Genomic DNA, 25,986 nt, shown 5'->3' on the forward strand with positions numbered 1-25,986 from the left:
AGGTGGCTCGCCGCTTTAGCCCAGGCTATTATGCGAGAGACGCCGACTGCAAGATATTGCTGCAGATCACGAACCTTTTCACCAATATTTCAGGTGAGGATAATGGCGGCGATCAGCTTGCGGCCGCAAACCAAAATATTTTGCGCCACGCCCCGACGAGCCGATCTGGATCGCAAAATAGTGATAAGGCCAAAGCGCGTATCCTTCCCGCTTGCGACCTGCATTTCCTCGATATCCGCGTCAATCGGGCAAGGGAGGGCTGGAGCGGGTGAAGGGAATCGAACCCTCGTCGTAAGCTTGGGAAGCTTCTGCTCTACCATTGAGCTACACCCGCCCGGGCCGCGGCGCGCTTGCCACGATTGGCGGGCGCCGGTCAACTGGTTCCTTTCGTGCCCGTTGCGACCGCAAACTCCGCCCACACGGGCAAGTGATCCGATGCCGTTGTCGCAAGCGCGCTGCGGTGAACGCCGTAGTCCCGGGGCACCATGCGATTGCAGTGCATGATCCGATCAAGCCGCCCCACCGGACGGCTGCTATGAAAGCTCGGGCCGCAGTCGAGGATGGCGAAGGAGCGACCGAATTCGCGGAACGCCCCTGACTGGATGCGCCATTCGTTGAGATCGCCCATCAGCACCGTGGGATGTTGCGCCTGGGCTGCTTCGGCCAGTTCGGTGATCGCTCGCGCCTGCCGCCCGCGCCACAGCCCCGACAGATCGAGATGCATTCCGAAAACGCTCAACTTCGCTCCGCCCGGCGTCTCGACTGTGGCGGTCACAACGCCGCGCGGTTCGAGGTAGGGAATATGAATGATGTCGTGATGGGTGACTTCCATCCCCTTGCGCACCAGAATCGCATTGCCGTGCCAGCCCATCGAATCCTGCTGAACGTCGAGCGGGACAGGGACATAATCGGTGTGGTGATCGATCAGCATCTGCGGCAGGACGCTGGATCGCACGCCAAAGCGGCGGTCTGCTTCCTGCAAGGCGACGATGTCGGCATCGATTTCCTGCAATACCTTGAGGATGCGCAGCGGATTGCGCCGGCGGTCGGTGCCGAGCGCCTTTCGGATATTGTAGCTTGCAACCTTGACCGTTGCGTGCGGGCGATCGGACATGACAGATTCACTCGGGACGGCGCGGAAAGCGCCAAGGTGCGTCACCCGCCGCAGATCCGCAAGGGCCGCTCAACCGCCGTTCTGATCCATTTCGCCACCGACTGCCGTAAACAGATCAACATGGGCCTGCGCGAGACTGGCATTGCCGTCGATCAACGCTTCGCGGCTCGAAATCAGCTGGCGTTGTACGTCGAGCACGTCGAACAAGGAGGCGAGCCCCTCGCGGTAGAGCGCGTTGGACTGTTCGAACGCCGCCTCGCTTTCCGTGACGGCATTCTGGAATTCGTTGGTGCGATCCTTGGCGGCGCTGATGCCGGTGAGCGCGGTCTCGACCTCGGCCAGGACGGACAGCAGCGCCTGCCGGTAGTTGGCCAGTTCGGCAGCAAGGTTGCTTTCGGCGGCACGCACTTCGGCGCGGCGCCGACCGCCGTCGATCAGCGGCACGCCCAGCACAGCCGAAAGACTGGCAATGGCCTGCGAAAACAGCCCGTCGGCGCTGCCGTCGCCCAGCGTCACCAAACCGGGCAAGGCCAACGCGGGGAGCAGATCGGCGCGCTCGATCCCCACGCGCGCGGCGGCTTCGGCGATATTGGCTTCGGCCAGCAGCAGATCCGGGCGACGGCGGAGAAGATCGGCAGGCACACCGATGGCCGGCCCCTGCGCATAGGTGGGCACCTGCGCGTCGGCCCCTGCCCCGGGAACGCCCGACGGCGCATCGCCCACCAGCACCGCCAGCGCATTGGCTGCCCGCGCGCGGGCCAGCAGCAGCAGGCCGCGCTGCGCCTCCGTACGGGCAACGTCCGCGCGGGCACGGCGCACGTCGAGGTTGGACGACAGGCCCGCCTCGAACCGCAGAGTCACGATCCTGAGGGTCTGGCGCTGGAGATCGCTCGATTCCTCGAGCAACCGCAACCGCGCGGCGGTGCGCTGCAATTCGATATACTGGCTCGCGACGGCTGCCGCGAGCAGACGGCGCTGGTCCGCAACCAGCTGCGCGGCTCCGTCGGCGGCGGCGACAGCGGCGGCACGTTCGGCCGACAGCCTCCCGTTGATGTCGATCCGCCACACGCCGCCAAGGCTTGCGCCGGCCCCGTTGGAACCGCTCCCGCGATCATCCACCGCGACATCGCCCGACAATTCGCCGTCGATGGTGGGCAAAAAGTCCGACTCTTCGGCCACGACAATCGCCCGCGCCGCCGCCAGCCGCTGGCGCGCAGCCTCGAGCGAGGGGTTGCGGTCAAGCGCCCGTTCGATCAGCGCGTCGAGTTCCGGATCGCGAAACCCGTGCCACCACGCGTCGTCCAGCCCCGTTTCGGGCCGCACCTCGGCGAAATAGTCGGACGGCAAGGCAATCCCCGCCACCGGTTCGACAGCGGGAATGCGCGGAGACGTGCAACCCGCCAGCAGAGCGAGGCCCGGTACGAGCACGGCAAGACGGATCATGCCGCTGCCCCCGCCGCGGTGCCTTCCTCGTCGGCACGCAGTTCCCGTTCCAACCGCGCCAGATCGACACTGCGCGGCTTGGCCAGCCGGGCGATCAAGGCATAGAGGGCGGGGACAAGGAACAGGGTGAACACAGCGGCGATCCCCAGACCGCCGAAGATCACCCAGCCGATCGCCTGCCGTGCTTCCGCACCCGCACCGCTCGCGATCACCAGCGGCACCGCGCCCGCGACTGTAGAGATCAGCGTCATGGCGATGGGCCGCAACCGCAGAGTCGCCGCGTCGCGGATAGCCGTGGCGACATCGGCGCCTTCCTCGCGCCGCTGGTCGGCAAATTCCACCATCAGGATGCCGTTTTTCGCCATCAGACCGATCAGCATGACAAGGCCAATCTGCGAATAGATATTGAGCGATGTACCTGTGGCAAACAGCGCAAAGATCGCAGCCGCAAGTGCGAAGGGGATCGACACAAGGATGACGAAGGGGCTGGCGAGGCTTTCGAACTGCGCCACCAGCACGAGGAACACGATCAGGATCGCGAAACCATAGGTCAGCAGCAATTCGCGCGAGCTTTCCTCCAGCTGCTGCGCCTCACCCTGCAGGATCGGTTCGATCCCTTCGGCCAGCGCCTCACCCGAAAGACGCTCGATCTCGGCAATCGCATCGGCCAGCGGCACGCCCGGCGCTATCGCCGCCTGCACCTCGATCGCGCGGCGCTGCTCGGTGCGGTCAAGCTCGGCAGCGACGCCTTCTTCGGTAAAACGGGTGAGCGAGGACAGCGGCACCAGCCCGCCTGCGGACGAGCGGACATAGAGATTGCCCAGATCGGCGGGACGGGTGATCGACTCGGTCTGCGCGGTCAGGAAGATCGGGATCGCCTGATCGTCGACATTGAGATCGACCACTTCGAGCCCGTCGACCATGGCCCTGAGCGTCAGCGCAATATCATCAAGCGACACGCCCAGATCCGCCGCCCGCGCGCGATCGATACCGATCGACAGCTGCGGCTGGGTCGGCTGGTAGGAAATCTCGGGATCGGAAAGGATCGGCGAGGTTTCGATCGCGTCCGCCAGTGTGCGCGCCGAACGGTAGATGCCTTCGTAATCGTCACCCGTCAGCGCCACCTGGATACCGCCCTGCCCGCCGCCGCCGCGACCGCCGCCAAGCGTGGAGCGCCCCCGGGCGGAAGCGCGCGAGCCGGGAATGGCATCGAGCGGCTGCTCCAGTGCGGCGACAATCTCGCCCTGGCTACGTTTGCGCGCATCCCAGTCGGCCAGTGTTGCGGTGATGACGATCAGATTGGGATCGTAGCGTCCGACGATCGAGAGGTTGGACTGGATCTCGCCGCTTTCCCGCAGCGGCGCGAGCACGGCCTCGATCTCGTCCAGCTCCTCGTCCATGAAGGCCAGCCCAGTGCCGTCCGGCCCGCGCGCCCAGACATAGAAGCTGGCGCGGTCTTCCTCGGGGACCAGTTCCTCGTCGAGCTGGGTATAGACGGCACCGGCGGCCACCAGCGCCAGCAGCGAGGCACCGACAACCCGCCAAGGCCGGGCAATGCACGCGGCAACCAGCGCGTCGTATCGGTGCGCGAAGCGGCTGGCGAAGGCCTGCAGGCGCGGGTCGGGATCGGCCCCGTCGCCCGCCAGATCGATCTTGGCGGCGAGAGCTGGCACCAGACTGACGGCGACAAAGGTCGACAGGATCACCGCAATCGCGAGCACGAAGCCGAATTCGCGGAACAGGCGGCCCGTTTCCGAAGGAAGGAAGCTGATCGGCACGAAGACCGAGACAAGTACCGCCGTGGTGGCGATCACCGCGAAATAGACCTGCCGCGTCCCCAGCACCGCAGCTGCCTTCTTGCCCAGCCCCTGTTCCTTCTGGAGCCGCTGGGCGTTTTCCAGCACGACGATGGCATCGTCGACCACCAGCCCCGTCGCCAGCACCAGCGCGAGCAGGGTGAGCAGGTTGATCGAAAAGCCCAGAGCCCAGATCCCCGCAACCACCCCGATCAGCGCCACGGGGATCGCGGTGCTGGGGATCAGCGTCGGTTTCAGGTGGCCGAAGAACAGATAGATCACCGCCATCACCACCAGCACAGTGACAACCAGCGTCACCGCTACTTCGCGCACCGAGACGCGGATAAATTCGGCGTCATCGGAAATGACACGGATATCAATATCATCGAACCGCGCGTCCAGCCGTTCGGCCGCAGCGCGGGTCGCATCGGAAATGGCGATGGTATTGGAATTGGCCTGCCGGATGACGCCCAGCCCGATCACCGGTTCGCCGTCGAGCCGCACATAGCTGGTCGCATCGGCAGGCGCGAAATAGGCCTGCGCGACGTCGCCGACAGTCACCTCGTCGCGGATCACCACACCGGCGATAAGCGCCGGATCGGCGGCATTGGCCTCTGCCCGCACCAGCAATTCCTGCGCATCGGAGCGGAACGAACCTGCCGGGGTGTCGAATGGCGCCTGCTCCAGCGCCGCGGCGACATCGCTCATGGTCAGCCGGTAGCGCGCCAGCCGGATCGGATCGACCGCGATGCGCAGCTGCGTCGGGCGCGCACCGAAAGTCTCGATGCTGGCCACGCCCTCGGCGGCGAGCAGTTCGGGAATGATGTCGTTCTCGACGATGCGGGTAAGTTCGGCGACGACGTAGCGGCGACTAGAAACCGCGACCGTCATGATCGCTTCGGCGTCCTGATCGGCCTTGACCACCTGCACCTGCTCGACCCGCTCGGGCAGTTCGCGGGTCACACGGCTGACAGCTTCGCGCAGATCGGAGGCAGCGGTATCGAGATCGGTGCCAGGGTTGAACTCGACCCGGATGCGGCTGTTGTTCTCTTCCGAGGATGAACGGATATTGCGCACGCCATTGACCCGCGCGGCGGCATTTTCGAGCCGCGAGGTAACCTCGGCATCCATCGTCTCGGGCGCGGCGCCGGGCAGGGTTGCGCTGACGGTGACGATCGGGCGATCGACATTGGGCAATTCGCGCACCTCGGTGCCGAGCAGCGCCGCCGCCCCCGCGATCACGATCAGGAGGTTGAGGACGATAACCAGCAGCGGCCGCTTGACCGCCAGCAGGGGAAGATCATTGCGGCTGCTCACGAGGGCGCGACCTCGACCTTGGCGGGTTCGCGCACGGTCGGCCTTACCAGCGTCACGGACTGGCCTTCGCGCAGCTTCTGCACGCCCTTGACGACGACCTGCGTGCCCTTGGCAATCTTCGCTTCGAGCAGCGCCAGACCGTCGCGGCGCGAGGCGATGGTTACCGGCACGCGCACCGCCTTGCCGTCTTTCACCGCGAAGACCGAGGAGCCATCGCCGGTCCACATCACCGCCGCTTCGGGCACGGCCGGGCGCAGCTGGCCGCTATCGGCAAAGCGCACCGCAAAGCTCATGCCCGGGCGGAAGGTATCCGCCGAATTGTCGATCGCGGCGCGCGCGCGATAGCTGCGCTGTTCGAGCTCGATCGTGCTATCGACCGCTTCGATGGTGGTCGGGATCGCGCGGTCGGGATCGGAAAAGGCCACGACCTCGACGCTCTGGCCGGGCCGCAGGCGGCGAAACACCGCTTCGGGCGCATTGAAATCGACATAGAGCCGGGCGCGCTGGTCGATCTGGGCGATCAGCGTGGTCGGGGTCACCCGGTCGCCGGGGTCGAGATCGGAAAAGCTGACATGGCCGGCGAACGGCGCGCGGATGGTGCGCTCGGACAATGCCAAGGCGGCCTGATCACGTTCGATCTGCGCGGCAGCAAGAGCCGTTTCACCGGCCTCGATCTGGCTGTCGGACAGCGCGCCGGTATCCTCGATCCGGCGATAGCGAGCGAGCAACTGCTCGGCCTCCGCCACCCGCACCTCGGCCAGCTTCAGCGCCAGCCGTTCGGCCCGGGCATCAAGCTCCACCAGCACCGCGCCCTGACGGACGAAGGCCCCGGGGGAAAAGCGCACCGCCGCGATCCGGCCCGACACTTCGGGATAAATCTGCGCCGAACGCACGGCACGGGCCGTGCCGACCGCTTCGACAATGTCCTCGTCCGGCAGCAGACGCACGGGTTCTGCGACAACAGCCACGCTGCGGTCGCCACCGCGATCCTGTTCGGCAGAGCAGGCGGCCAGCAGCATTACGGCCGCCATGGAGAGGAATAAACGCATATGGAGAGGGCTGTTTCGCAGATTGGAAGGTTTGTCCATTCAATCCTGCGCAGGCAATCGGGTTCCATCGCAGGCAAGCAAAAGGGCGCCGACACTCGATCGTCGGCGCCCTTCGCCTGTCATGCCGATTACTTCAGGTCGAAGCGATCGAGCATCATCACCTTGTTCCAGGCCTTGGCGAAGTCGGCCACGAACTTCTTCTCGCCGCCCTTCACTGCATAGACCTCGGCCACAGCGCGCAGCTCGGAATTGGAGCCGAACACCAGATCGACTTCGGTCGCGGTCCACTTGAGCGCGCCGGTCTTGCGATCGCGACCTTCATACAGCCCTTCGGTCTCGGCCGGCTTCCATTCGTTGGCCATGTCGAGCAGGTTGGCGAAGAAGTCGTTGCTGAGCGTGCCGGGCTTGTCGGTGAACACACCATGCTTGGCCTGACCGGCATTGGCGTCGAGCATCCGCATGCCCGCCACCAGCACAGTCATTTCCGGCACGGTGAGGGTCAGGGTGTCGGCCTGATCGATCAGCATTTCCGACGGCGAGCGGCGCGCGCGTTCGCTGTAGAAGTTGCGGAACCCGTCAGCCGCCGGACGCAGCAGTTCGAAGGATGCGGCATCGGTGTGCGCGTCGGTCGCATCGACCCGGCCCGGGGTGAAGGGCACGGAAACGCTGTGACCGGCTGCCTTGGCCGCATCCTCGACCGCGACCACGCCGCCGAGCACCACGAGATCGGCGATCGACACCTTCTTCTTGCCCGACTTGGCGTTGAAGTTCGCCTGCACGGCTTCGAGCGCCTTCACCACCTTGGCGAGAGTTTCGGGGTCGTTCACGCCCCAGTCCTTCTGCGGCGCGAGCCGGATGCGCGCGCCATTGGCGCCGCCGCGCATGTCGGTATCGCGGAAAGTCACCGCCGAAGCCCAGGCGGTGCGCACCAGTTCCGAACGCGACAGGCCGGTGGCGCGGATCGCGTCCTTGAGCGAGGCGACGTCGGCTGCCTCGATCATGGCGTAATCGGCCTTGGGCAGAGGGTCCTGCCAGATCAGGTCTTCGGCAGGCACCTCGGCACCGACATAGCGCGCCTTCGGCCCCATGTCGCGGTGGGTAAGCTTGAACCACGCGCGGGCAAAGGCTTCGTCCATCGCCTCGGGATTGTCGACCCATTCCTTGGTGATCTTGCCGTAGGCCGGATCATAGCGGAGCGCGAGGTCGGTGGTGAGCATCACGGGCGCGTGGAACTTGCCCGGGATATGCGCATCGGGGACGATCTGGAGCTGTTCGGCATTGACCGGCTCCCACTGCTTGGCCCCTGCCGGGCTGGTGGTGAGCGTCCATTCGAAGGCATAAAGGTTGTCGAGGTAGTTGCTGCTCCAGGTCACCGGAGTGACCGTCCACGCGCCTTCGAGCCCGCTGGTCACCGCATCGGCGCCGGCGCCGGTGCCGCACTTGTTCTTCCAGCCGAAGCCCTGCGCTTCGACACCTTCCGCCGCGGGCTCCTTGCCGACGCAATCGGCGGCCTTGTGCGCGCCGTGCATCTTGCCGAGCGTGTGCCCGCCGACGATCAGCGCGGCGGTTTCCTCGTCGTTCATGCCCATCCGCGCAAAGGTGGTGCGGATCGCTTGGGCTGCGCGCATGATATCGGCGCTGCCTTCCGGCCCTTCGGGATTGACGTAGATCAGGCCCATTTCCGAGGCCGCGAGCGGGTTTTCGAGGTCACCGTCGGCACCTTCGCGATCCGACGTGAGGAACTTGGTTTCCGGGCCCCAATAGACCATCTCGGGCTCCCATGCGTCGGCACGACCGCCCGCAAAGCCATAGGTCTTGAAGCCCGCATTCTCGAGCGAGACATTGCCTGCAAGGATGATGAGGTCGGACCACGAAAGGCTGGCACCATACTTCTGCTTTACCGGCCACAGCACGCGGCGGGCCTTGTCGAGGTTGCCGTTATCGGGCCAGCTGTTCAGCGGTTCGAAGCGGATCTGCCCGCCGTCCGAGCCGCCGCGCCCGTCGCCCGCGCGATAGGTGCCGGCCGAGTGCCAGGCGAGGCGGATGAACAGGCCCGCATAATTGCCGTAATCCGCCGGCCACCAGTCCTGCGAATCCGTCAGCGCAGCGTTGATGTCGGCCTTCACCGCCTTCAAATCGAGCTTGGCGAATTCGCTGGCGTAGTCGAACGCCTCGCCGTTGGGGTCGGGGTTGTATTCGTTCTGGCGCAGGCGCGACAGATCAACCACGTTCGGCCACCAGTCCTGCACCGAACGCGGCGCGGCCTGATCCTGCGGCACGCCGACGCGGCCCATGCCCGGCTCGTTGAAGCCCGGCGGCGTGGCGCCGGCGGGAATGGCAAGGAGAAGGCTGGAGGAGAGGAGCAGCAGCCCCTTCATTCTATGCGTCATGGTTTGGTCCCTGTTTCGTTATCGAATGTCGTGCACCGGATTGCGGGGCAGGCGCACTTCGGATTTATCCCGATAAGCTGCCGCCTGCCTGACAGCGCAAGCTCCTAAGTGTGCGGATCGGTCGGACAAAACGGGTTCTCCCGATAACAGTAATCCGATTTTCCTGATGAAGCCGGGTGCCGCTTGCCGGACACGCGCGCACGCGGCATGGTCCGGCCAAGGATCGGCAACAGGGGCGACAGGCGGACATGGCAAAGGCAATCACCAAGGCGGCGGCACTGGCGGGAATGGCTCTGGCGGCCTTGCCCGCAACCGCGCAGGCAACCGCCCCGATCATCATGAGCGAGACCGAAGGCGTCGCCCCTGCCCTGCCTGCGATCCTCTCCCCGCGCGAGCGGGCGGAGCTGGAAAACCGCATCCTGGCCGATCGGCTCGATCGCATCATCCCCGAAATCATGCGCGCCGAAGGGATCGACCTGTGGTTGCTGGTTGCGCGCGAATATTTCGAGGAACCGGTGGTCGCCACGATGCTCGATGCCGAGAACATGCACGCGCGCCGCCGCACCATCCTGATCTTCCACGACCCGGGCGAAGGCAAACCGGTCGAACGCCTGACGGTCAGCCGCTACGGTCTTGGCGGGTTGTTCGCGCCATCGTGGAACCCCGAAAGCCAGCCCGATCAGTGGCAGGCGGTGGGCGACATCATCGCCGCGCGCGATCCTGCCAGAATCGCGATCAACTCCTCCGACCTGTCGCAATTCGCCGATGGCATGACGCTCAGCCAGTACGAACGGTTCATGTCTGCTCTGCCGCCCGCGCTCCACCCGCGTGTCGTCAGCGGCGAAGGGCTGGCGATCCGCTGGCTGGAAAGCCGCACGCCGGAGGAAATGACGCTTTATCCCACCATCGTGCGCATTGCCCATGCGGTGATCGGAGAGGCCTTCTCGCGCAAGGTCATCACCCCCGGCGTCACCACGGCCGAACAGGTGCAATGGTGGTATCGCGACCGGTTGATGCAGCTCGGCCTCGATCCCTGGTTCCACCCCTCGGTCGCGATCCAGCGACAGGGCGCGGACGGCATGATGGATGGTGACACGGTGATCCAGCCGGGCGACCTGTTGTGGACCGATTTCGGCATCACCTATCTGCGGCTCAATACCGATACCCAGCATGTGGCCTATGTGCTCAAGCCCGGCGAGACCGAGGCGCCCGCAGGCCTGCGCGCGGGGCTGGCAAACAGCAACAAGGTGCAGGATATCCTAACCAGCCATTTTGCGGTCGGGCGCAGCGGCAACGAAGTGCTGGCAATGGCACGGGCCGAAGCGATCGCAGCGGGTCTCGATCCGTCGATCTACACCCACCCGATTGGCCATCATGGCCACGGCGCAGGGCCGGCAATCGGGTTCTGGGACAACCAGAACGGCGATCCGCGCGGGGATGGAACGATCCGCGCGAACACAGCCTGGTCGATCGAGCTTACCTCCTATGCCGCCGTGCCCGAATGGGGCGGGCAGCGGGTCGATTTCCGCACCGAGGAAGATGCCTTCTTCGACGGGGCGCGTGTGCGCTTCATCGACGGACGGCAAACCGAAATCACCCTGATACCGTCCACACCGTAAGCATTTTTGAGGGGAGCCGCACCCCTTGCATGGGCGGCGCTCGGGGGCCAAAGGGGACGCCAGACAGGAGACCCCCGAAATGCGTCAAATCGACCACTTCATCGTCGGCGACAGCCCCGCCCCGACCCGCAAGCACGCGATCTGGAACCCATCGACCGGCGAAGTGCAGGCCGAAGTCGCGCTGGGCGATGCCGCGCTGCTCGCCCGCGCGGTGGAAACCGCCAAGCGCGTCCAGCCCGAATGGGCCGCCACCAACCCGCAGCGCCGAGCGCGGGTGATGTTCAAGTTCAAGGAGCTGGTCGAGGCGAACATGCAGAGCCTCGCCGAAATGCTCTCGTCAGAACACGGCAAGACCGTGCCCGATGCCAAGGGCGACGTGCAGCGCGGGCTGGAAGTGATCGAATATGCCTGCGGGATCCCGCAGATCATGAAGGGCGAATATACCCACGGCGCCGGGCCTGGGATCGATGTCTATTCGATGCGCCAGCCGCTCGGTATCGGGGCGGGGATTACCCCGTTCAACTTCCCGGCGATGATCCCGATGTGGATGTTCGGCATGGCCTGCGCGGCGGGCAATGCCTTCATCCTCAAGCCGTCGGAACGTGACCCGTCGGTGCCGGTGCGGCTCGCCGAACTCTTCCTCGAAGCAGGCGCGCCCGAAGGCCTGCTCCAAGTCGTCCACGGCGACAAGGAAATGGTCGACGCCATCATCGACCACCCCGACATCGCCGCGATCAGCTTTGTCGGCTCGTCCGACATTGCGCAGTACATCTATGCGCGGGGGAGCGCGAACAACAAGCGCGTGCAGGCTTTCGGCGGGGCGAAGAACCACGGGATCGTGCTGCCCGATGCCGATCTCGATCAAGTGGTGACCGACCTCACCGGGGCGGCCTTCGGCTCGGCGGGCGAGCGTTGCATGGCGCTGCCGGTTGTGGTGCCGGTTGGCGAGGAAACTGCGGAGCGCCTCAAGGAGAAGCTGCTCAAGTCGATCGCAGGCCTGCGCATCGGCGTCTCCAACGATCCCGACGCCGATTACGGCCCGGTCGTCACCCCCGAACACAAGGCGCGGATCGAACAATGGATCACCACCGCCGAGGAAGAAGGCGCGGAAATCGTCGTCGATGGACGCGGCTTCACCTTGCAGGGCCATGAAAAGGGCTTCTTCGTCGGCCCGACGCTGATCGACCGCGTCACCCCGCAGATGCGCTCCTATCAGGAGGAAATCTTCGGTCCCGTCCTCCAGATCGTGCGCGCCAATGATTTCGAAGCCGCGCTCAAGCTGCCGAGCGAGCACCAATACGGCAACGGCGTCGCGATCTTCACCCGCAACGGCCACGCCGCACGCGAATTCGCCGCGCGCGTCAATGTCGGGATGGTCGGCATCAACGTGCCGATCCCGGTGCCGGTCGCGTATCACTCCTTCGGCGGGTGGAAGCGCTCGGGCTTCGGCGACATCGACCAGTACGGCACCGAGGGCCTGCGGTTCTGGACCAAGAACAAGAAGATCACCCAGCGCTGGCCCGACGGCGGCGGCGACGGCTCCAACGCCTTCGTCATCCCGACGATGGGGTAAGACTTACCCGGCTTCGATCGCGGCGATGGCGCGATCGAGCCATTCGCGCGGTTCGGGATCGTCACCCACGTGGGCGACGAATTCCTGACCGCGAGAGACAGCCGTCAGCCGCCCCGGCTCCTCCCATCGCCATGATGCGTCGTGGCAGCTGAGGCCAGTGCGGCGGAGCCATGATGGCACGATCCACTGGCTCGGCTTTGCACTAGGCGCGGTCAGACGCAGGGATGCAGGTGCGGTGCTGGCCGCAGCGCCGCGCCCGACGTAAAGCATGTCGTTGTTCGCATGCAGACCGAAGGCGTGCGGCTGGCCGAGCGAGCGGTAATGCGCCCGCGTGGGCTCGTCGCAAGTCACGAGGTCGATGCGCTCCATGATTCGCAGGTAAGCGAAGATGCGATGGTGCCGCCCTTCCTCCGCGCTATCGAACAACCCGAAAAAGACGAAAACGTCGCCCTCGCGCACCCCCTGCTTCACCAGATGGCCCTGCGCGGCGTGGCACTGACCGAGGATCGCGGTGCCGTCTGCGCGGAACATCGGGTCGAAATGGCAGGCATCTCCTCCACCCAACCGCCCCCTGCTCGCCCTCGCGGCGTGCTCCCCCAGCCCGAGATCGCCATAGGTGACGGGCGACAAGCCCTTGGTGTCGGGGATCGGCAGGCTGATCGGACGGCCTTCGACGATCGGGGAAGGCCCGCCGCCCGCCGCACTGTCGAAGCCCTTGCGGGAGAAGATGATGCGCATCACCCATCCATCGCTCCAACGCGATTGTTGCACAAGACTCACCATCCGCGCTTGGCATTTGCACATGCAAGCGGCTAAAGGCCGCGCGCTATGGTGAACGAGATCAAGGCAACCGCACTGGTGATGGCGGGCAAGCGATCGGGCGTGCTCGATCCGCTGGCCGAACGCGCAGGCGTTTCGCAAAAGGCGGTGGTGCCGGTGAACGGCGTGCCGATGATCGAACGGGTGGTGGCGCAGGTTGCCGCCTGTCCGTCGGTGGGTGCGATCCGCGTGGTCGCACATGACGAAGGCGAGATCGCCCGTCTTCCGGCGGTCGCCGCGCTGATCGCCGAGGGCCGCCTGACAATGGTCGAGGGCCGGTTCAACATCGTCGATTCCGTGTTTGCTGGGGCGGAGGGCGCGGATTTCCCGCTGCTGATAACCACTGCGGACAATTGTCTGGTCACCCCCGAAGGCTACAGCGAATTCATCGAAAAGTGCCTTGCCGCGGGGGCTGGCGGCGCAGCGGCGCTGGCGCGGCGCGAGGACGTTCAGGCGGCCGATCCGGTCGGCCAGAAACGATTCTACGAATTCCGCGACGGTGGCTATTCCAACTGCAACACCTACTGGCTCGGCAGCGCCGAGGCGCTCAAGGCTGCGGAGATCATGCGTGAAGGCGGTCAGTTCATCAAATATCCGCGCCGCATCATCAAGGCTTTCGGCCTGATCAACCTGATCCGCTTCCGCATGGGCTGGGGTTCGAAAGAAAAGCTGTTCGCGCAGATTTCCCGCCGCTTCGGCTTCAAGCTGGTGCCGGTGGTGCTGTCCGACGGCCATTTCGCAATCGACGTGGACAACGAGCGCACCTTTGCAGTGACCGAGAAGATCCTGAAGCGCCGCGAGGGCGACCGGACGGGGGCCGCGGCCTGATCGGGTCGGGCTACGCGCGGGACATCGGATGAAGCGCCTGTTTTCCAATATGGGCTGGCTGCTGGGCGGGCGCGGCTTCAATGCGGTATTAAGTCTCGTCTATCTCGCGCTTGCCACCCGCGCGCTGGGAACAATCGGATTTGGCCATTTCGCGCTGATCGTGGCGCTCGGTCAGACGATCACGGGACTGGCCAATTTCCAGACTTGGCAGTTCATCGTGCGCTGGGGCGCCAATGGCGATGGCGGCAGCGTCGATCCGGAAAAGGCAGCCGAGGCAACGGGGTTTGCGATCGCACTCGATTTCGTTTCGGTGGTTCTCGGCATTGCCTTGGCCGGTGCGGTGGTCGCCAGCGCGCCTTACTGGCTCGAAGTGCCCAGCGACATGCTGTGGCTGGCCTTTATCTATTGCGTGATTTCGCTCGCCGCGATCCGCACGACCCCCACCGGTATCCTGCGCCTGCATTTCCGCTTTGCCAGTGCGACCGCCGCGGAAGCGGTGCAGCCGTTGATCCGGGCAGTGGGCGCGGGGTTGGCCTTTATCTTCATGCCGACCGTGGCCGGATTCATCATCGCCTATGCGATTGCCGAAGTCGCGGTGGCGGTGGCGCTGTGGATCGTGGCGGCGCGGGTCCAGCCGGTGAGCCTCCACACCATCAGCCTCAAGGCGATCCCTGCGCGCCACAAGGACGCGTGGGGCTTCGTTGTATCGACCAACCTTTCGGGCAGCCTGTCGATTGCGGGCAAGCAGGTGATGATCCTGCTGGTCGGCACCTTCGGGGGCGCGGCACTGGCAGGCGGCTTCCGCGTCGCAAGCCAGCTGGGACAGGCACTGGTCAGCCTTGCTCAGACCGTTTCGAAGGCGATCCTGCCCGAACTGGTCCATTCGCGCGAAAATGCCCTGGAGATCGCGCGACGCATGGCCAACATCGCTGCGGTCGGCGGAGTGATTGCGGTGGTTACCGCGCTGGTATTCGGACGGCTGGGCCTTGAACTGATCGCAGGCGAGGAATTCGGGGTGTTCTATTGGGCGATGGTTATCCTTGCCATCGCGGGCGCGGTCGAACTGGTCGGCGCGAGCCTTGAATCGCTGTTGGTTTCGGCCGGCAAGGCACACGTGGCCTTCATTGTGCGGGCGGTACCAACGGTGCTGGCGCTGGTGTTCCTGTCTGCGGCGATCGACTGGAACGGAGCCAAGGGGGCGGCCTTTGCGATGCTCGGTTCGAGCAGCCTTGCCGTGATCGGCTTTTACGTGGCCATCCTCAACCTCAGCCAGATCCGGCTGGTGGTGGAGCCGGAAGAAGACGGCGGGACGGACACCAAGCTTCCAAAGCTCTAGGACGACCCTCTACAAAGCCAGTCCATAGCTGACATAGGTCCCAAATCCATCGGCGCGCGTAGTTCCTCGACCCGTTCCGGGTCTTCCAGCGGGTATCGCTGGAAGCTGCCTTCGACACAGCGGCCCTGCGTGCCATATCGCTGAGCGCCGGTGAGTTTGATCATGATCACATCGTAGGTCACTGCGTATTGGCTGCTAACTTCGCCTTGCAAGGCGAGTGGCTCAAGCATCTTTAACGAGCGTAGCTGAAAATCCGGATCATGATCGGCGCGCTGCAGCACAGATATTGCTGCATTCGACGCATCCTTTCCAACGCTCGAAATCGTCGGCCACCCAGACCGTTTCACAATGAATTTCAGGATATCGGTGTTTTCTAAGTCGAACCGCACAAGCTGTGACGAGATCAGCGCCTGCAACACCGCATTCTGATTGTCGTCGAGCTCAGGAAAACGGCGACCATCGGCGGGCCTTGATACCAGAGGGCCGCCCGGTACACCTCTTAAGAGGTCGATCCTTCGCTCGAGCCAGAGCAGGTCGACAAAGGCTAGATCTTTCCCCTCACCGTACCCCGGATACGCCTCTACCAAGGTGTCGACGAGCGTTGCAAAGACCAGCCTCGCGGCGGGCAACCCCGCTTCGATCTGGCTGAATTCGGTTATGCCGGGAAGATCTGCAGGAGTAATGACCGATGCACAGAACGGACCGCCTCTGGACACATACGCATCGCTCAGCTCAACATCGAGATATGTTAGATTATAGCTGAGCTCTGCCTTCTTCTTCTGACGGCAATCGGCGAGCCAGTCCGACACTTCTTTCCACTCTTCTTGCTGCTCATCAGAGGCACCGGGGTAGGCCCCGCGAAGGTAGGAGAAATCTCCCGGATTAAACTCACCATCAGCGGCCAATTCATAGACCACGTCAGGCGTTTCGGGAGGTCGAGAGTTTTCCTGAGCGATCACCAATAGAACCGAAGCAAGAATTGCTGACGCAATAGACATGTCAGTCGTCTGGCTTCTGCCAGCTTAACACAGGCTTGCGCGCGGCCTGCGTTTCGTCGAGCCGGCGACGCGGGGCATAGTACGGGGCCTGCTTCAGCTCCTCGTCACCCGCAAGCGCGCGTTCCACCACGGCGCGGAAGGCAGTGATGAACTGGTCGATCGCGGCCTTGCTCTCGGTCTCTGTCGGCTCGACCAGCATGGCCCCGTGGACCACCAGCGGGAAGTAGACCGTCATCGGGTGATAGCCTTCGTCGATCAGGCCCTTGGCCACGTCGAGCGTCGAGAGGCCGCCGGTGAAATCCTTGTCGCCGAACAGCGCCTCGTGCATGCACGGGCCGCTCGCCGCGAAGGGCGCATGGAGAATGTCTTCCATGCTGCGCAGGATGTAATTGGCATTGAGCACCGCGTCCTCGGCCACCTGCTTCAATCCATCCGCGCCATGCGAAAGCATGTAGGTCAGCGCGCGGGTGAACATGCCCATCTGCCCGTGGAAGGCGGTCATGCGGCCAAAGCTGGGCCCGCGCTCCTCGCGGTTCTCTTCCTCGACGAGGTAGAAGGTGCCCTCGGCGTCCTGCCGCACGAAGGGCAGCGGGGCGAAGGGGGCGAGAGCTTCGGAGAACACCACCGGCCCGGAGCCCGGTCCGCCGCCGCCATGCGGGGTGGAGAAGGTCTTGTGCAGATTGATGTGCATTGCATCGACGCCGAGGTCGCCCGGGCGCACCTTGCCGACGATGGCGTTGAAGTTGGCGCCGTCGCAATAGACATAGCCGCCCGCCGCATGGACGGCATCGGCAATCTCGCGGAAGTCCTTCTCGAACAGCCCGCAGGTGTTGGGATTGGTAATCATCACCGCCGCCACGTCGGGGCCGAGCCGCGCCTTCAGGGCCGCCACATCGACCCGGCCTTCGGGCGTCGCAGGGATATCCTCCACGCGGTAGTTGGCGAAGGCGGCGGTGGCTGGATTGGTGCCGTGGGCGCTTTCGGGCACCAGCACCACCTCGCGCGCATCGCCGCGGGCCTCGTGGGCAGCACGGATCGCAAGGATCCCGCACAGCTCGCCATGCGCGCCGGCCTTGGGGCTCATCGCTACGCCGGGCATGCCGGTCAGCTTGCACAGCCATTCACCCAACTGAGCGACCACCTCAAGCGCGCCCTGGACCGAATTCTGAGGTGCAAGCGGGTGGATGTCGGCAAAGCCCGGCAGGCGGGCGACCTTCTCGTTCAGCCGCGGGTTGTGCTTCATCGTGCACGAGCCGAGCGGGAAGAAACCGAGGTCGATGCCGTAGTTCTGGCGGCTGAGGCGAGTATAGTGACGCACCGTTTCCGGTTCGGTCAGACCGACAAGGCCGATCGCTTCGGAACGGGCAAGACCGCCAAGGCGAGTCGGCGCATTGGCATCCACCGCGGGCAGATCGACGCCGGTCACATCGGCACGACCGATCTCGAACAGCAGCGGCTCTTCCAGCATCAGCGCGCGGTTGCCGGTGGTGGTGGCGGGGCCGGAATGCATCCCGTCCTCGGCCAGCGTCATTTCGGGCTTCCAGCCGGACTTGTTGGGAGCGTTCATTGGGCGGACTCCTTGATGCTGGCTTCAAGCTCGCGGGCGAGCACCTCGATATCTTCCTCGGTCGTCGTCTCGGTCACAGCGACGAGCAGTGCGTGTTCGAGCGCCTCCACGCCGGGATAGAGCCGCCCGAGCGACACGCCGCCGAGCACGCCGCGATCGGCCAGATCGCGCACGATCGCACGCGCGGGCTTGCCGCCCAGCATCAGCGTGAATTCGTTGAAGAAGGCGTTGTTGAGCACCTCCACGCCCGGCACCTTTGCCAGCCGCTCGGCAGCGAGGCAGGCGAGCCGGTGGTTCTCCGCCGCCAGTTCGCGCAAGCCGCGTTCGCCCAGCAGCGTCATGTGCACGCTGAAAGCAAGCGCACAGAGGCCCGAATTGGTGCAGATATTGCTGGTGGCCTTCTCGCGGCGGATGTGCTGTTCGCGGGTCGAAAGCGTTAGCACGAAGCCGCGCTTGCCCTCGGCATCTGTCGTTTCCCCGCACAGCCGGCCCGGCATCTGCCGGACATGCTTGGGATCGCGCACAGCGAACAGGCCGAGGTACGGCCCGCCGAATTGCAGGCCCACGCCCAGCGACTGTCCCTCGCCCACGACGATATCGGCGCCCATTTCGCCCGGCGATTTGATCGCACCCAGCGCCACCGGTTCGGTGTTGACCACCACCAGCAGCGCGCCCTTGGCATGGGCAGCCTCGGCCACCGGAGTAAGATCGCTGATCCGGCCTAGAATGTCGGGATATTGCACCACGACGCAGGCGGTATCGTCGTCGATGCGGGCGATCAGGCCGCCAAGGTCAGGCTCGGGGGTGATTGCAGGCATGGCATCGGCAATGGTGTCACCGGTGAACTTCGCCATGGTCTTCACGACCTCGGCATAGTGCGGATGGAGCGCGCCCGATAGCACCGCACGCTTGCGGCGGGTGACGCGGGTCGCCATCGCGACCGCTTCCCAGCATGCAGTCGACCCGTCGTAGAGCGAGGCATTGGCCACCGCGCAGCCATAGAGCCGCGCGACCTGCGTCTGGAACTCGAACAGCATCTGCAGCGTGCCCTGCGCGATTTCGGGCTGGTACGGCGTGTAGGCCGTCAGGAACTCGCCGCGCTGGATAATGGTGTCGACACTCGCCGGGACATGGTGGCGATAAGCCCCCGCCCCCAGGAAGAACGGCACATCGCCTGCGACGAGGTTCTTCGCCGCAAGGCTTTTCATGTGGCGTTCCACCGCCATCTCGCTGGCGTGCATGGGCAGCCCGCGGATGGGCCCGTCGAGCCGGGCCACTTCGGGGACGTCGACGAACAGTTCGTCAACCGAACCCGCGCCGATCTTTTCAAGCATCGCCGCGCGGTCGGTATCGGTGAGAGGGAGGTAACGCATGGGTTATCAGCCTGTCGAAAGGAGAGGAAAGAGGTGGGGCTTCGCGGCCTAGAGCGAGGCGACGAAATCCTTGTAAGCGGCTTCGTCCATCAGCCCTTCGAGCTGTCCGGCATCGGCAATGGTCATCTTGAAGAACCAGCCCTCGCCCTCGGGCGCGGTGTTGACCAGCGCCGGATCGTCTTCAAGCGCGCCGTTGGTTTCGGTCACTTCGCCGTCGATGGGGGCGTAGACGTCCGAGGCCGCCTTGACGCTTTCCACCACGGCGGCGTCTTTGCCCTTTTCGACTGTCGTGCCGACGGCGGGCAGTTCGACAAAGACAATATCGCCCAGCTGCCCCTGCGCGTAGTCGGTGATGCCGACCGTCGCGACATCGCCGGCGACGTCGATCCATTCATGTTCGTCAGTGAAATAGCGCATGGGTCAGCTCCCTCTGTAGTAGCGGTGGGGGACGAAAGGCGTGGGTGAAACCGTGGCGGCAAGGCGCTTGCCCCGAACTTCGACTTCGAGCGCGGAGCCGGGCGCGGCATAGGTGGCGGCGACATAGGCCATGGCAATCGGTGCGCCGAGTGTGGGCGAGAACCCGCCGCTGGTGACGGTGCCGACCTTTTCGGTTCCGTCGAAAACTTCGGCGCCTTCGCGCGCAGGCAGGCGGCCGTCGATCTTCAGGCCGATCCACTTGGCAGGGGTGCCCTCGTTGATTTCGCGGATGATCCGGCCAGCACCGGGGAAGCCTCCCTCCGTGCGGCGGCGCTTGTTGATGCCGAACAGAAGCCCCGCCTCGATCGGGCTGGTCTCGGGCGAAAGATCGTGGCCATAGAGCGGAAGTCCCGCTTCCAGCCGCAGCGAGTCCCGCGCACCAAGGCCGATGGGCTTCACTTCGGGCTCGCCGCACAGCAGATCGGCAATTTCGGTTGCGGCCTCGGCGGGCAGCGAGATTTCGAACCCGTCTTCGCCGGTATAGCCTGCCCGCGCGATCTGTACGGGATGCCCGGCAAGCGTGAACCGGCCAAACTTCATGAAGGTCAGCGCCGCAGCCTCGGGCACATGGCGGGCAAGCGCTTCGGCAGCCTTCGGCCCTTGCAGGGCGATCAGCGCCTGTTCGTCGAGGTGATTGAGCGTGATGTCGTCCGGCAGGGCCTCGCGCAGGGTGCCGATATCGTCCCACTTGGTCGCGCCGTTGACCACAAGGTAGAGGCTCCCGTCGTCGAGCCGCGAGACCATCAGATCGTCGAGAACGCCGCCCTCCTCGTCGAGCAGCAGCGAATAGCGCTGCTGGCCGGGTTTCAGAGTGGAAAGGTCGATCGGCAGCACCGCCTCGACCGCGGCATCCAGATCGGGGCCGGACAGCAGCAGCTGCCCCATGTGCGACACGTCGAACAGGCCGGCGCTCTCGCGCGTCCAACTATGTTCGGCGACGATCCCTTCGTACTGGATCGGCATTTCATAGCCCGCAAACGGCACCATCCGTGCGCCTTGCGCGCGGTGCCAGGCATCGAGCGCCAGCTTGTCCAGCGGCAGGTCTTCGATCTGGTCTTCGCTTGTCTGGTCGCTCATCAAAGGCCTTCCGGGCAGAATACGGCAGTCCGGCGGAGCCCAACGGCGCCGCCACATCACTGCCCCCTCTGTCGGGTGACCTGAGAGCTTCGGCGAGCCGCGCAAAGGCGGCGAGCCTCCCCTTCGGTGGCCACGGACATGCGTCCGGGGCGCTTTCCAGAGTGTCACGCAGCCGAGCGGTCCTGTGGCCTGAGAGTTTCCGGGGCGGTTGCTCCTTCGGCGCCGTGTCCGGTGAGGGACAACGGGCTCTCCCGCTCGTCTGCCCGTGCGAGAATCACTTCGCGCCCGGAAGACGAAGCAGCCCTGCGCGAAATGCTGCAACGCGTCAATCGGGCGAATGACCCTAGCGGGCGTTCAGCCACAGCAAATAGAGCGCCGACAGCACGATCCAGCCGCCATCGAGCGTCTTGAGACGCTTCGCGCCAAGCCACAAGGCGATGGGGCGAGCGAGAAATCCGCCCAGCACCGCGGCAGGCGCGGCGAGCAGCACCACCTCCCACTGCACCGTCCCCGCGCCGATGTGCCACACGAAGCCGGCGATGCAGCTCACGGCGGAAATGACGCAGGCCGCCCCCGTGCACAACAGCACCGGATAGTGGCGGATGAAGAGATAGAGTGCGACCAGCTCGCCCATCCCGACCGAGAACAGCGCGGTCAGGACGCCGCCCGGCACCGCCAGGGCCAGCAGAACGATCAAGTCGCTGCGCGCCAGCTTCGCCCGCTCGGGCCGCGCGGCGTTGACCGTCCACGTGGCGAGGATCAGAGCAAGGCCCAGCGCGATCGAAAAACCCTTGTAGGCATAAAGCACCTGCCCCTGGTCAAAGGCCGTCAATCGCTGGGTAGCGAGCATTGCGGGGAGCGATAGCGCCAGCACGGCGAGCACCACGATGGCGAAGTCCTTGAGCCGCACCCGCGCTTCGAGCGGGCCGGGCTCGGGCTGGTGCAGCAGCCGGTCGGTCCAGCGCAGGCTTCCCATGCTCATACCGAAGCTCTGGATGCCCATCGACACACCCACCACAGCGAGCGGCGAGAGGTTCATGATGCCCAGTTCGCGCAGGGCGTTGAACACGGGCACGAACACCACACCCCCACCCGTCCCCGAGGTGTTCGCGATAATCGCACCGACGATGCCGACACCGGGCAGGAACCACAGCCGGGCCAGAAGAGCGGGATCTGCGGGGACCAGCACCCAGACTGCGGTATAGGCGGCGAGCAACACGCAGCCGCCCATCCACACGATCCGGTGGGGCGGCAGCGCGCTGCCGGGGCTGGAGTTGGCGATATCTGCCATTGTTAGTCAGATCGATGCTTTGCCAGATCCAGCGCGCGCTGGATCAACGCGGTTTCGCGCGGGTCAGAGGCGGCAGTTTCGACCTCGCCTGACGGCGGCGGGACTGCCGTAGTGAAATAGGCAAAGCTCAGTCCCTCGCCGAGCGCGATCCACAGGCCGGACCTAAGGCCATAGGCCTCGCCACCGTGGCCGAAACGTTCGACCTTGTCCATGAACAGATCGTCCTGACAGGGCGGCGCATCGACCAGAACGTAGGTGGCCAGAGCATAGCCGCAAAACCCTGCGTCGGCGCCAAAGGGAGGCACCTCATTGGCCGAGGAAATCATCGCCTGAAGGAACATCGTCTGGGTCTTTGCGGACAGGAAATGCTCCGTGCCATAGGTATCGAACAGCGCCTGCCCGATCTTGGCGAGGTCCACCATCCCGATCCGCACCCCGCCCTGCGGCGAGAAGATCGAGGCATTGGAGCCGGGAACATAGTTTTCGAGCCTGCATTCCGCGCCCTCGGTGACGGGGATTGTGCAGGCGGGCGGCAGGTCTTCCGGCGCGTCGCGCGCCACCTCTCCTGTGTTGCGATAGAGCGTGACTGCGTGGGCCTCCATCTCCGGCCCGCAGCCGATCCAGTTGAGGCAGGCCTTCACCCCCAGCGGTGCGAACACCAGCCGTTCCACCAGCCGGTCATACCGCTCGCCCGAGGCCGCCTCGAGCGCGGTGGCGACGATGGGCGAGCCGAGGTTGGCATATTCGAACGCCGCTTCGCCCGGCGGGGCGGTGTCGCGCCACGCCGCCGGATCGGCAAATTTGGCTTGGAGGCTCTCACCCAGAGGAATGATATAGCCCGCCCTGTCGCTCAGCCCCGCGCGATGCGAGAGCAGGTGCTTCAGCGTCACCGGCGCGTCGGGGTGATAGGGCGAGCGCACCTGCCACCCGAGATAGTCCGACACGTCGCGATCAAGATCGACCTTGCCTTCGTCCATCAGCCGCAGGGCCGTCAGCGCCATCACCAGCTTGGAGATTGAGGCGATCCGCACCGGATCGTTCGCTTCCACCGCGCGCCCGGTATCCTTGTTCGCCAGCCCCTCGACGATCAGCGGGGTGACGGTCTCGCGGTCGAACGCGACCACAACGCTGGCAGGCGGCGGCGTGTCCTGCGCGGCGACAGGGGCGGCGATGAATGCCAGAGCGGCGAGGAGACGGCGGATCATGGGCCGCAGCATCGCCGCTTGTGCCAACGCAATCAATCGAGATTCGGCCTGAGCCAGCGTTCGGCCTGCTCGATGCTGACCCCGCGCCGCGCGGCATAATCCTCCAGCTGGTCGCGCCCGACGCGGGCGACGCCGAAATACTGGCTTTCCGGGTGGCCGAAATAGAAGCCGCTGACCGCCGCCGTAGGCCACATGGCGAAGCTTTCGGTCAGCGTCAGCCCGGCGTTGGCGGGCGCGTCGAGCAGGTCGAACAGGATCGGCTTCAGCGAGTGATCGGGGCAGGCGGGATAGCCCGGTGCCGGGCGGATGCCGCGATATTCCTCCTTGATCAGCGCCGCGTTGGTAAGCTGTTCATTCGGCGCATAGCCCCACAGCGTGGTGCGCACGTGCTGGTGCAGCGCTTCGGCAAAGGCTTCCGCGAAACGGTCGGCCAGCGCCTTCAGCAGGATGTCCGAATAATCGTCCTTGTCGGCCAGGAAGCGCGCCGAATGCGGCTCAATCCCGTGGATGCCGACCGCGAATCCTCCGATCCAATCGCCGTTGGGATCAATAAAGTCGGCAAGGCACATGTTGGCCCGATCACGGCTTTTCTTCACCTGCTGGCGCAGGAAGGGAATGCGGATGTGCTCTTCCTGCTCGGCAAGGTGGATCGTCACATCATCCCCGTCGCGTGCGCAGGGCCACAGCCCGGCGACACCGCGCGCGGTGAGCCATTTCTCTGCGATAACCTGATCGAGCATCGCATTGGCATCGGCAAACAGCTGGGTCGCGGTTTCTCCCACCACCTCGTCGGTGAGGATCGCGGGATAATTGCCGTGCAGTTCCCATGCGCGGAAGAACGGGGTCCAGTCGATGAACTGCCTGAGGTGCGCAAGATCCCAGTCGGGGAACACGTGCACCCCCGGCTGTTCGGGCGGCGCGGGCTTGTCCGAGAGGAAAGCGTCGTAGAAATTCGCCCGCGCCTCTTCCAAGGGCAGCAGCACCGAAGCGCTCTTGCCCGCGCGCGCATCGCGCACGTGGGTGTATTCGTCCGCCACTTCGGCGACGTAATCGTCGCGCTGGGTATCGGAGAGCAACTTCGAGGCCACGCCCACCGCGCGGCTCGCGTCGAGCACGTGGATTACCGGGCCTTCGTAAGCCGGATCGATCTTGAGCGCGGTGTGGACCTTCGAAGTGGTCGCCCCGCCGATCAGCAGCGGCATCGTCATCCCTGCCCGCTGCATTTCCTCTGCAACGGTCACCATCTCATCCAATGAAGGCGTGATGAGGCCCGACAGTCCGATCATGTCGGCTTTATTGTCGTTGGCGGCGGCAAGGATCGTGGGCCAGGGCACCATGACGCCCAGATCGATCACATCGTAACCGTTGCACTGGAGCACCACGCCGACGATGTTCTTGCCGATGTCGTGCACATCGCCCTTCACTGTCGCCATGATGATCTTGCCCTTGGCCTTGCGCTCGGCTTCGGGAAGCAGGTCCTTTTCGGCCTCGATGAAGGGGATGAGGTGGGCGACCGCCTTCTTCATGACGCGCGCGGATTTCACCACCTGCGGCAGGAACATCTTGCCGCTGCCGAACAGGTCGCCGACGACGTTCATGCCGTCCATCAGCGGGCCTTCGATGACTTCGATCGGGCGATTGGCTGCCTGCCGCGCTTCCTCGGTATCCTCGACGATATGCGCATCGATGCCCTTGACCAGCGCATGTTCGAGCCGCCGCGCCACCGGCCAGCCGCGCCATTCCTCGGCGGCCTTTTCATCCGCCACCGACTTGCCCTTGAAGCTTTCGGCGAGCGCGATGAGGCGCTCGGTCGAGTCGGGATCGCGGTTGAGGATCACGTCCTCGCAGGCCTCGCGCAGGGCGGGGTCGATCTGGTCGTAGACGTCAAGCTGCCCCGCATTGACGATCGCCATGTCGAGCCCGGCGGGGATCGCGTGGTAGAGGAACACCGAATGCATCGCCCGGCGCACCGGTTCGTTGCCGCGGAACGAGAAGGAGAGGTTCGACAGGCCGCCCGAATAATGCGCGTGAGGGCAGATCTGCCGCAGCTCGCGCACCGCCTCGATGAAGTCGACGCCGTAGTTGTTGTGCTCCTCGATCCCCGTCGCCACCGCGAAGATGTTGGGATCGAAGATGATGTCCTCTGCGGGAAAGCCCTCTGCCACCAGCAGATCATAGGCGCGCTTGCAGATTTCGACCTTGCGCGCCTTGGTGTCGGCCTGCCCCGTCTCGTCGAAGGCCATCACAACCACCGCAGCGCCGTAATCCATGCACTTGCGCGCGTGTTCGAGGAAGGCCTCTTCGCCCTCCTTCATGCTGATCGAATTGACGATCGGCTTGCCCGAAACGCACTTCAGCCCCGCCTCGATCACTTCCCATTTGGAGCTGTCGATCATCACCGGCACGCGGGCGATATCCGGCTCGGCTGCGATCAGCTTGAGGAAGGTCGTCATCGCGTGGACCGCATCGAGCAGCCCTTCGTCCATGTTGACGTCGATCACCTGCGCGCCGTTTTCGACCTGCTGGCGCGCGACCTCGACCGCGGCGGGATAATCGCCCGCCATGATCAGCTTTTTGAACGCGGCCGAGCCGGTGACGTTGGTGCGCTCGCCGATATTGATGAAGCGGGAGGAAGAGGGTTGGGTCATTTCACTATTTCCGTTCGCATCGAGCGAAGTCGAGATGCCCCACTCTTGTGTCTCGACTAGGCTCGA

General features: G+C 65.0%; 19 protein-coding genes, 1 tRNA gene and 2 riboswitches. Of the genes, 5 read left to right on the forward strand and 15 right to left on the reverse strand.

Going from position 1 to position 25,986, the window contains the following annotated elements; genetic code table 11:
* Window positions 1–2 precede the first annotated feature (2 nt).
* Window positions 3–272: a hypothetical protein gene (locus tag OIK40_RS11595; protein ID WP_273678499.1), complete on the forward strand. Its 270-nt coding sequence runs from the start codon at window positions 3–5 to the stop codon at window positions 270–272.
* On the opposite strand, the gene OIK40_RS11600 is transcribed toward OIK40_RS11595, so the two are convergent.
* The 6 genes from OIK40_RS11600 to katG form a co-directional block, all read right to left on the reverse strand.
* Window positions 261–334: transfer RNA gene (locus tag OIK40_RS11600), tRNA-Gly, on the reverse strand. The genes OIK40_RS11595 and OIK40_RS11600 overlap by 12 nt on opposite strands.
* A 39-nt stretch (window positions 335–373) precedes the next feature.
* Complete coding sequence (locus tag OIK40_RS11605; protein ID WP_273678500.1) at window positions 374–1,114, reverse strand: endonuclease/exonuclease/phosphatase family protein; 741 nt, start codon at window positions 1,112–1,114, stop codon at window positions 374–376.
* Window positions 1,115–1,183: 69 nt separating this feature from the next.
* Entirely contained in the window at window positions 1,184–2,557 is a 1,374-nt protein-coding gene (locus OIK40_RS11610) for a TolC family protein (RefSeq protein WP_273678502.1), read from the reverse strand.
* Entirely contained in the window at window positions 2,554–5,670 is a 3,117-nt protein-coding gene (locus OIK40_RS11615) for an efflux RND transporter permease subunit (RefSeq protein ID WP_273678503.1), read from the reverse strand. Before OIK40_RS11615 ends, OIK40_RS11610 begins: the two co-directional genes overlap by 4 nt.
* Window positions 5,667–6,689, reverse strand: a complete 1,023-nt coding sequence (locus tag OIK40_RS11620; RefSeq protein ID WP_273678504.1) for an efflux RND transporter periplasmic adaptor subunit — start codon at window positions 6,687–6,689, stop codon at window positions 5,667–5,669. Before OIK40_RS11620 ends, OIK40_RS11615 begins: the two co-directional genes overlap by 4 nt.
* A gap of 158 nt (window positions 6,690–6,847) precedes the next feature.
* Window positions 6,848–9,109 (reverse strand): catalase/peroxidase HPI, encoded by a 2,262-nt coding sequence (gene katG / locus OIK40_RS11625; protein WP_273678505.1) that lies wholly within the window; start codon window positions 9,107–9,109, stop codon window positions 6,848–6,850.
* A 248-nt stretch (window positions 9,110–9,357) separates the two neighbouring features.
* Between katG and OIK40_RS11630 the strand changes: the two genes are divergently transcribed.
* Window positions 9,358–10,728 carry a M24 family metallopeptidase gene (locus OIK40_RS11630; RefSeq protein ID WP_273678506.1) on the forward strand — a complete coding sequence of 457 codons (1,371 nt, stop codon included), beginning with the start codon at window positions 9,358–9,360 and terminating at the stop codon, window positions 10,726–10,728.
* Between the two features lie 79 nt (window positions 10,729–10,807).
* Complete coding sequence (locus OIK40_RS11635) at window positions 10,808–12,301, forward strand: CoA-acylating methylmalonate-semialdehyde dehydrogenase (protein ID WP_273678507.1); 1,494 nt, start codon at window positions 10,808–10,810, stop codon at window positions 12,299–12,301.
* Between the two features lie 3 nt (window positions 12,302–12,304).
* Here OIK40_RS11635 and OIK40_RS11640 read toward each other — a convergent pair whose 3' ends face one another.
* A complete protein-coding gene (locus OIK40_RS11640) occupies window positions 12,305–13,039 on the reverse strand; it encodes an Nmad3 family putative nucleotide modification protein (protein WP_273678508.1) in 735 nt (244 codons plus the stop codon).
* A 90-nt stretch (window positions 13,040–13,129) separates the two neighbouring features.
* Here OIK40_RS11640 and OIK40_RS11645 point away from each other — a divergent pair, with 90 nt between their 5' ends.
* Window positions 13,130–13,948, forward strand: a complete 819-nt coding sequence (locus OIK40_RS11645; RefSeq protein ID WP_273678509.1) for an NTP transferase domain-containing protein — start codon at window positions 13,130–13,132, stop codon at window positions 13,946–13,948.
* 28 nt (window positions 13,949–13,976) lie between these two features.
* Entirely contained in the window at window positions 13,977–15,284 is a 1,308-nt protein-coding gene (locus OIK40_RS11650; RefSeq protein WP_273678510.1) for a lipopolysaccharide biosynthesis protein, read from the forward strand.
* On the opposite strand, the gene OIK40_RS11655 is transcribed toward OIK40_RS11650, so the two are convergent.
* The 8 genes from OIK40_RS11655 to metH all read right to left on the reverse strand — a co-directional run bounded on the left by OIK40_RS11655 (window position 15,281) and on the right by metH (window position 25,956).
* The gene (locus OIK40_RS11655; protein WP_273678511.1) at window positions 15,281–16,282 is read right to left on the reverse strand and encodes a DUF6624 domain-containing protein; all 1,002 of its coding nucleotides are present in this window, start codon (window positions 16,280–16,282) and stop codon (window positions 15,281–15,283) included. The genes OIK40_RS11650 and OIK40_RS11655 overlap by 4 nt on opposite strands.
* Before the next feature lies 1 nt (window position 16,283).
* Window positions 16,284–17,849, reverse strand: a complete 1,566-nt coding sequence (gene gcvPB / locus OIK40_RS11660) for an aminomethyl-transferring glycine dehydrogenase subunit GcvPB (protein WP_273678512.1) — start codon at window positions 17,847–17,849, stop codon at window positions 16,284–16,286.
* On the reverse strand, window positions 17,846–19,222 hold the full coding sequence (gcvPA, locus tag OIK40_RS11665) for an aminomethyl-transferring glycine dehydrogenase subunit GcvPA (protein WP_273678513.1): 1,377 nt from the start codon (window positions 19,220–19,222) through the stop codon (window positions 17,846–17,848). Before gcvPA ends, gcvPB begins: the two co-directional genes overlap by 4 nt.
* Before the next feature lie 48 nt (window positions 19,223–19,270).
* Window positions 19,271–19,639: a glycine cleavage system protein GcvH gene (gene gcvH / locus OIK40_RS11670; RefSeq protein WP_273678514.1), complete on the reverse strand. Its 369-nt coding sequence runs from the start codon at window positions 19,637–19,639 to the stop codon at window positions 19,271–19,273.
* Between the two features lie 3 nt (window positions 19,640–19,642).
* The gene (gene gcvT / locus OIK40_RS11675) at window positions 19,643–20,776 is read right to left on the reverse strand and encodes a glycine cleavage system aminomethyltransferase GcvT (RefSeq protein ID WP_273678515.1); all 1,134 of its coding nucleotides are present in this window, start codon (window positions 20,774–20,776) and stop codon (window positions 19,643–19,645) included.
* 58 nt (window positions 20,777–20,834) lie between these two features.
* A riboswitch (glycine riboswitch) is annotated at window positions 20,835–20,943 on the reverse strand.
* Window positions 20,944–21,040: riboswitch (glycine riboswitch) on the reverse strand.
* A gap of 79 nt (window positions 21,041–21,119) precedes the next feature.
* Window positions 21,120–22,067, reverse strand: a complete 948-nt coding sequence (locus OIK40_RS11680) for a sulfite exporter TauE/SafE family protein (RefSeq protein ID WP_273678516.1) — start codon at window positions 22,065–22,067, stop codon at window positions 21,120–21,122.
* A 2-nt stretch (window positions 22,068–22,069) separates the two neighbouring features.
* Window positions 22,070–23,272 carry a serine hydrolase domain-containing protein gene (locus OIK40_RS11685; RefSeq protein WP_273678517.1) on the reverse strand — a complete coding sequence of 401 codons (1,203 nt, stop codon included), beginning with the start codon at window positions 23,270–23,272 and terminating at the stop codon, window positions 22,070–22,072.
* Window positions 23,273–23,304: 32 nt separating this feature from the next.
* Window positions 23,305–25,956 (reverse strand): methionine synthase, encoded by a 2,652-nt coding sequence (gene metH / locus OIK40_RS11690; protein ID WP_273678531.1) that lies wholly within the window; start codon window positions 25,954–25,956, stop codon window positions 23,305–23,307.
* Window positions 25,957–25,986 lie beyond the last annotated feature (30 nt).

Source organism: Erythrobacter fulvus (genome assembly GCF_028595285.1).
In the GTDB taxonomy this organism is placed as follows: Bacteria; Pseudomonadota; Alphaproteobacteria; order Sphingomonadales; family Sphingomonadaceae; genus Erythrobacter; species Erythrobacter fulvus.

Coding starts and splice junctions, on each gene's coding strand:
- OIK40_RS11605 (WP_273678500.1), bottom strand. CDS start 1,114: ATGTCCGATCGCCCGCACGCAACGGTCAAGGTTGCAAGCTACAATATC.
- OIK40_RS11610 (WP_273678502.1), bottom strand. CDS start 2,557: ATGATCCGTCTTGCCGTGCTCGTACCGGGCCTCGCTCTGCTGGCGGGT.
- OIK40_RS11620 (WP_273678504.1), bottom strand. CDS start 6,689: ATGCTGCTGGCCGCCTGCTCTGCCGAACAGGATCGCGGTGGCGACCGC.
- katG (WP_273678505.1), bottom strand. CDS start 9,109: ATGACGCATAGAATGAAGGGGCTGCTGCTCCTCTCCTCCAGCCTTCTC.
- OIK40_RS11630 (WP_273678506.1), top strand. CDS start 9,358: ATGGCAAAGGCAATCACCAAGGCGGCGGCACTGGCGGGAATGGCTCTG.
- OIK40_RS11635 (WP_273678507.1), top strand. CDS start 10,808: ATGCGTCAAATCGACCACTTCATCGTCGGCGACAGCCCCGCCCCGACC.
- OIK40_RS11640 (WP_273678508.1), bottom strand. CDS start 13,039: ATGCGCATCATCTTCTCCCGCAAGGGCTTCGACAGTGCGGCGGGCGGC.
- OIK40_RS11645 (WP_273678509.1), top strand. CDS start 13,130: ATGGTGAACGAGATCAAGGCAACCGCACTGGTGATGGCGGGCAAGCGA.
- OIK40_RS11650 (WP_273678510.1), top strand. CDS start 13,977: ATGAAGCGCCTGTTTTCCAATATGGGCTGGCTGCTGGGCGGGCGCGGC.
- OIK40_RS11655 (WP_273678511.1), bottom strand. CDS start 16,282: ATGTCTATTGCGTCAGCAATTCTTGCTTCGGTTCTATTGGTGATCGCT.
- gcvPB (WP_273678512.1), bottom strand. CDS start 17,849: ATGAACGCTCCCAACAAGTCCGGCTGGAAGCCCGAAATGACGCTGGCC.
- gcvPA (WP_273678513.1), bottom strand. CDS start 19,222: ATGCGTTACCTCCCTCTCACCGATACCGACCGCGCGGCGATGCTTGAA.
- gcvH (WP_273678514.1), bottom strand. CDS start 19,639: ATGCGCTATTTCACTGACGAACATGAATGGATCGACGTCGCCGGCGAT.
- gcvT (WP_273678515.1), bottom strand. CDS start 20,776: ATGAGCGACCAGACAAGCGAAGACCAGATCGAAGACCTGCCGCTGGAC.
- OIK40_RS11680 (WP_273678516.1), bottom strand. CDS start 22,067: ATGGCAGATATCGCCAACTCCAGCCCCGGCAGCGCGCTGCCGCCCCAC.
- OIK40_RS11685 (WP_273678517.1), bottom strand. CDS start 23,272: ATGATCCGCCGTCTCCTCGCCGCTCTGGCATTCATCGCCGCCCCTGTC.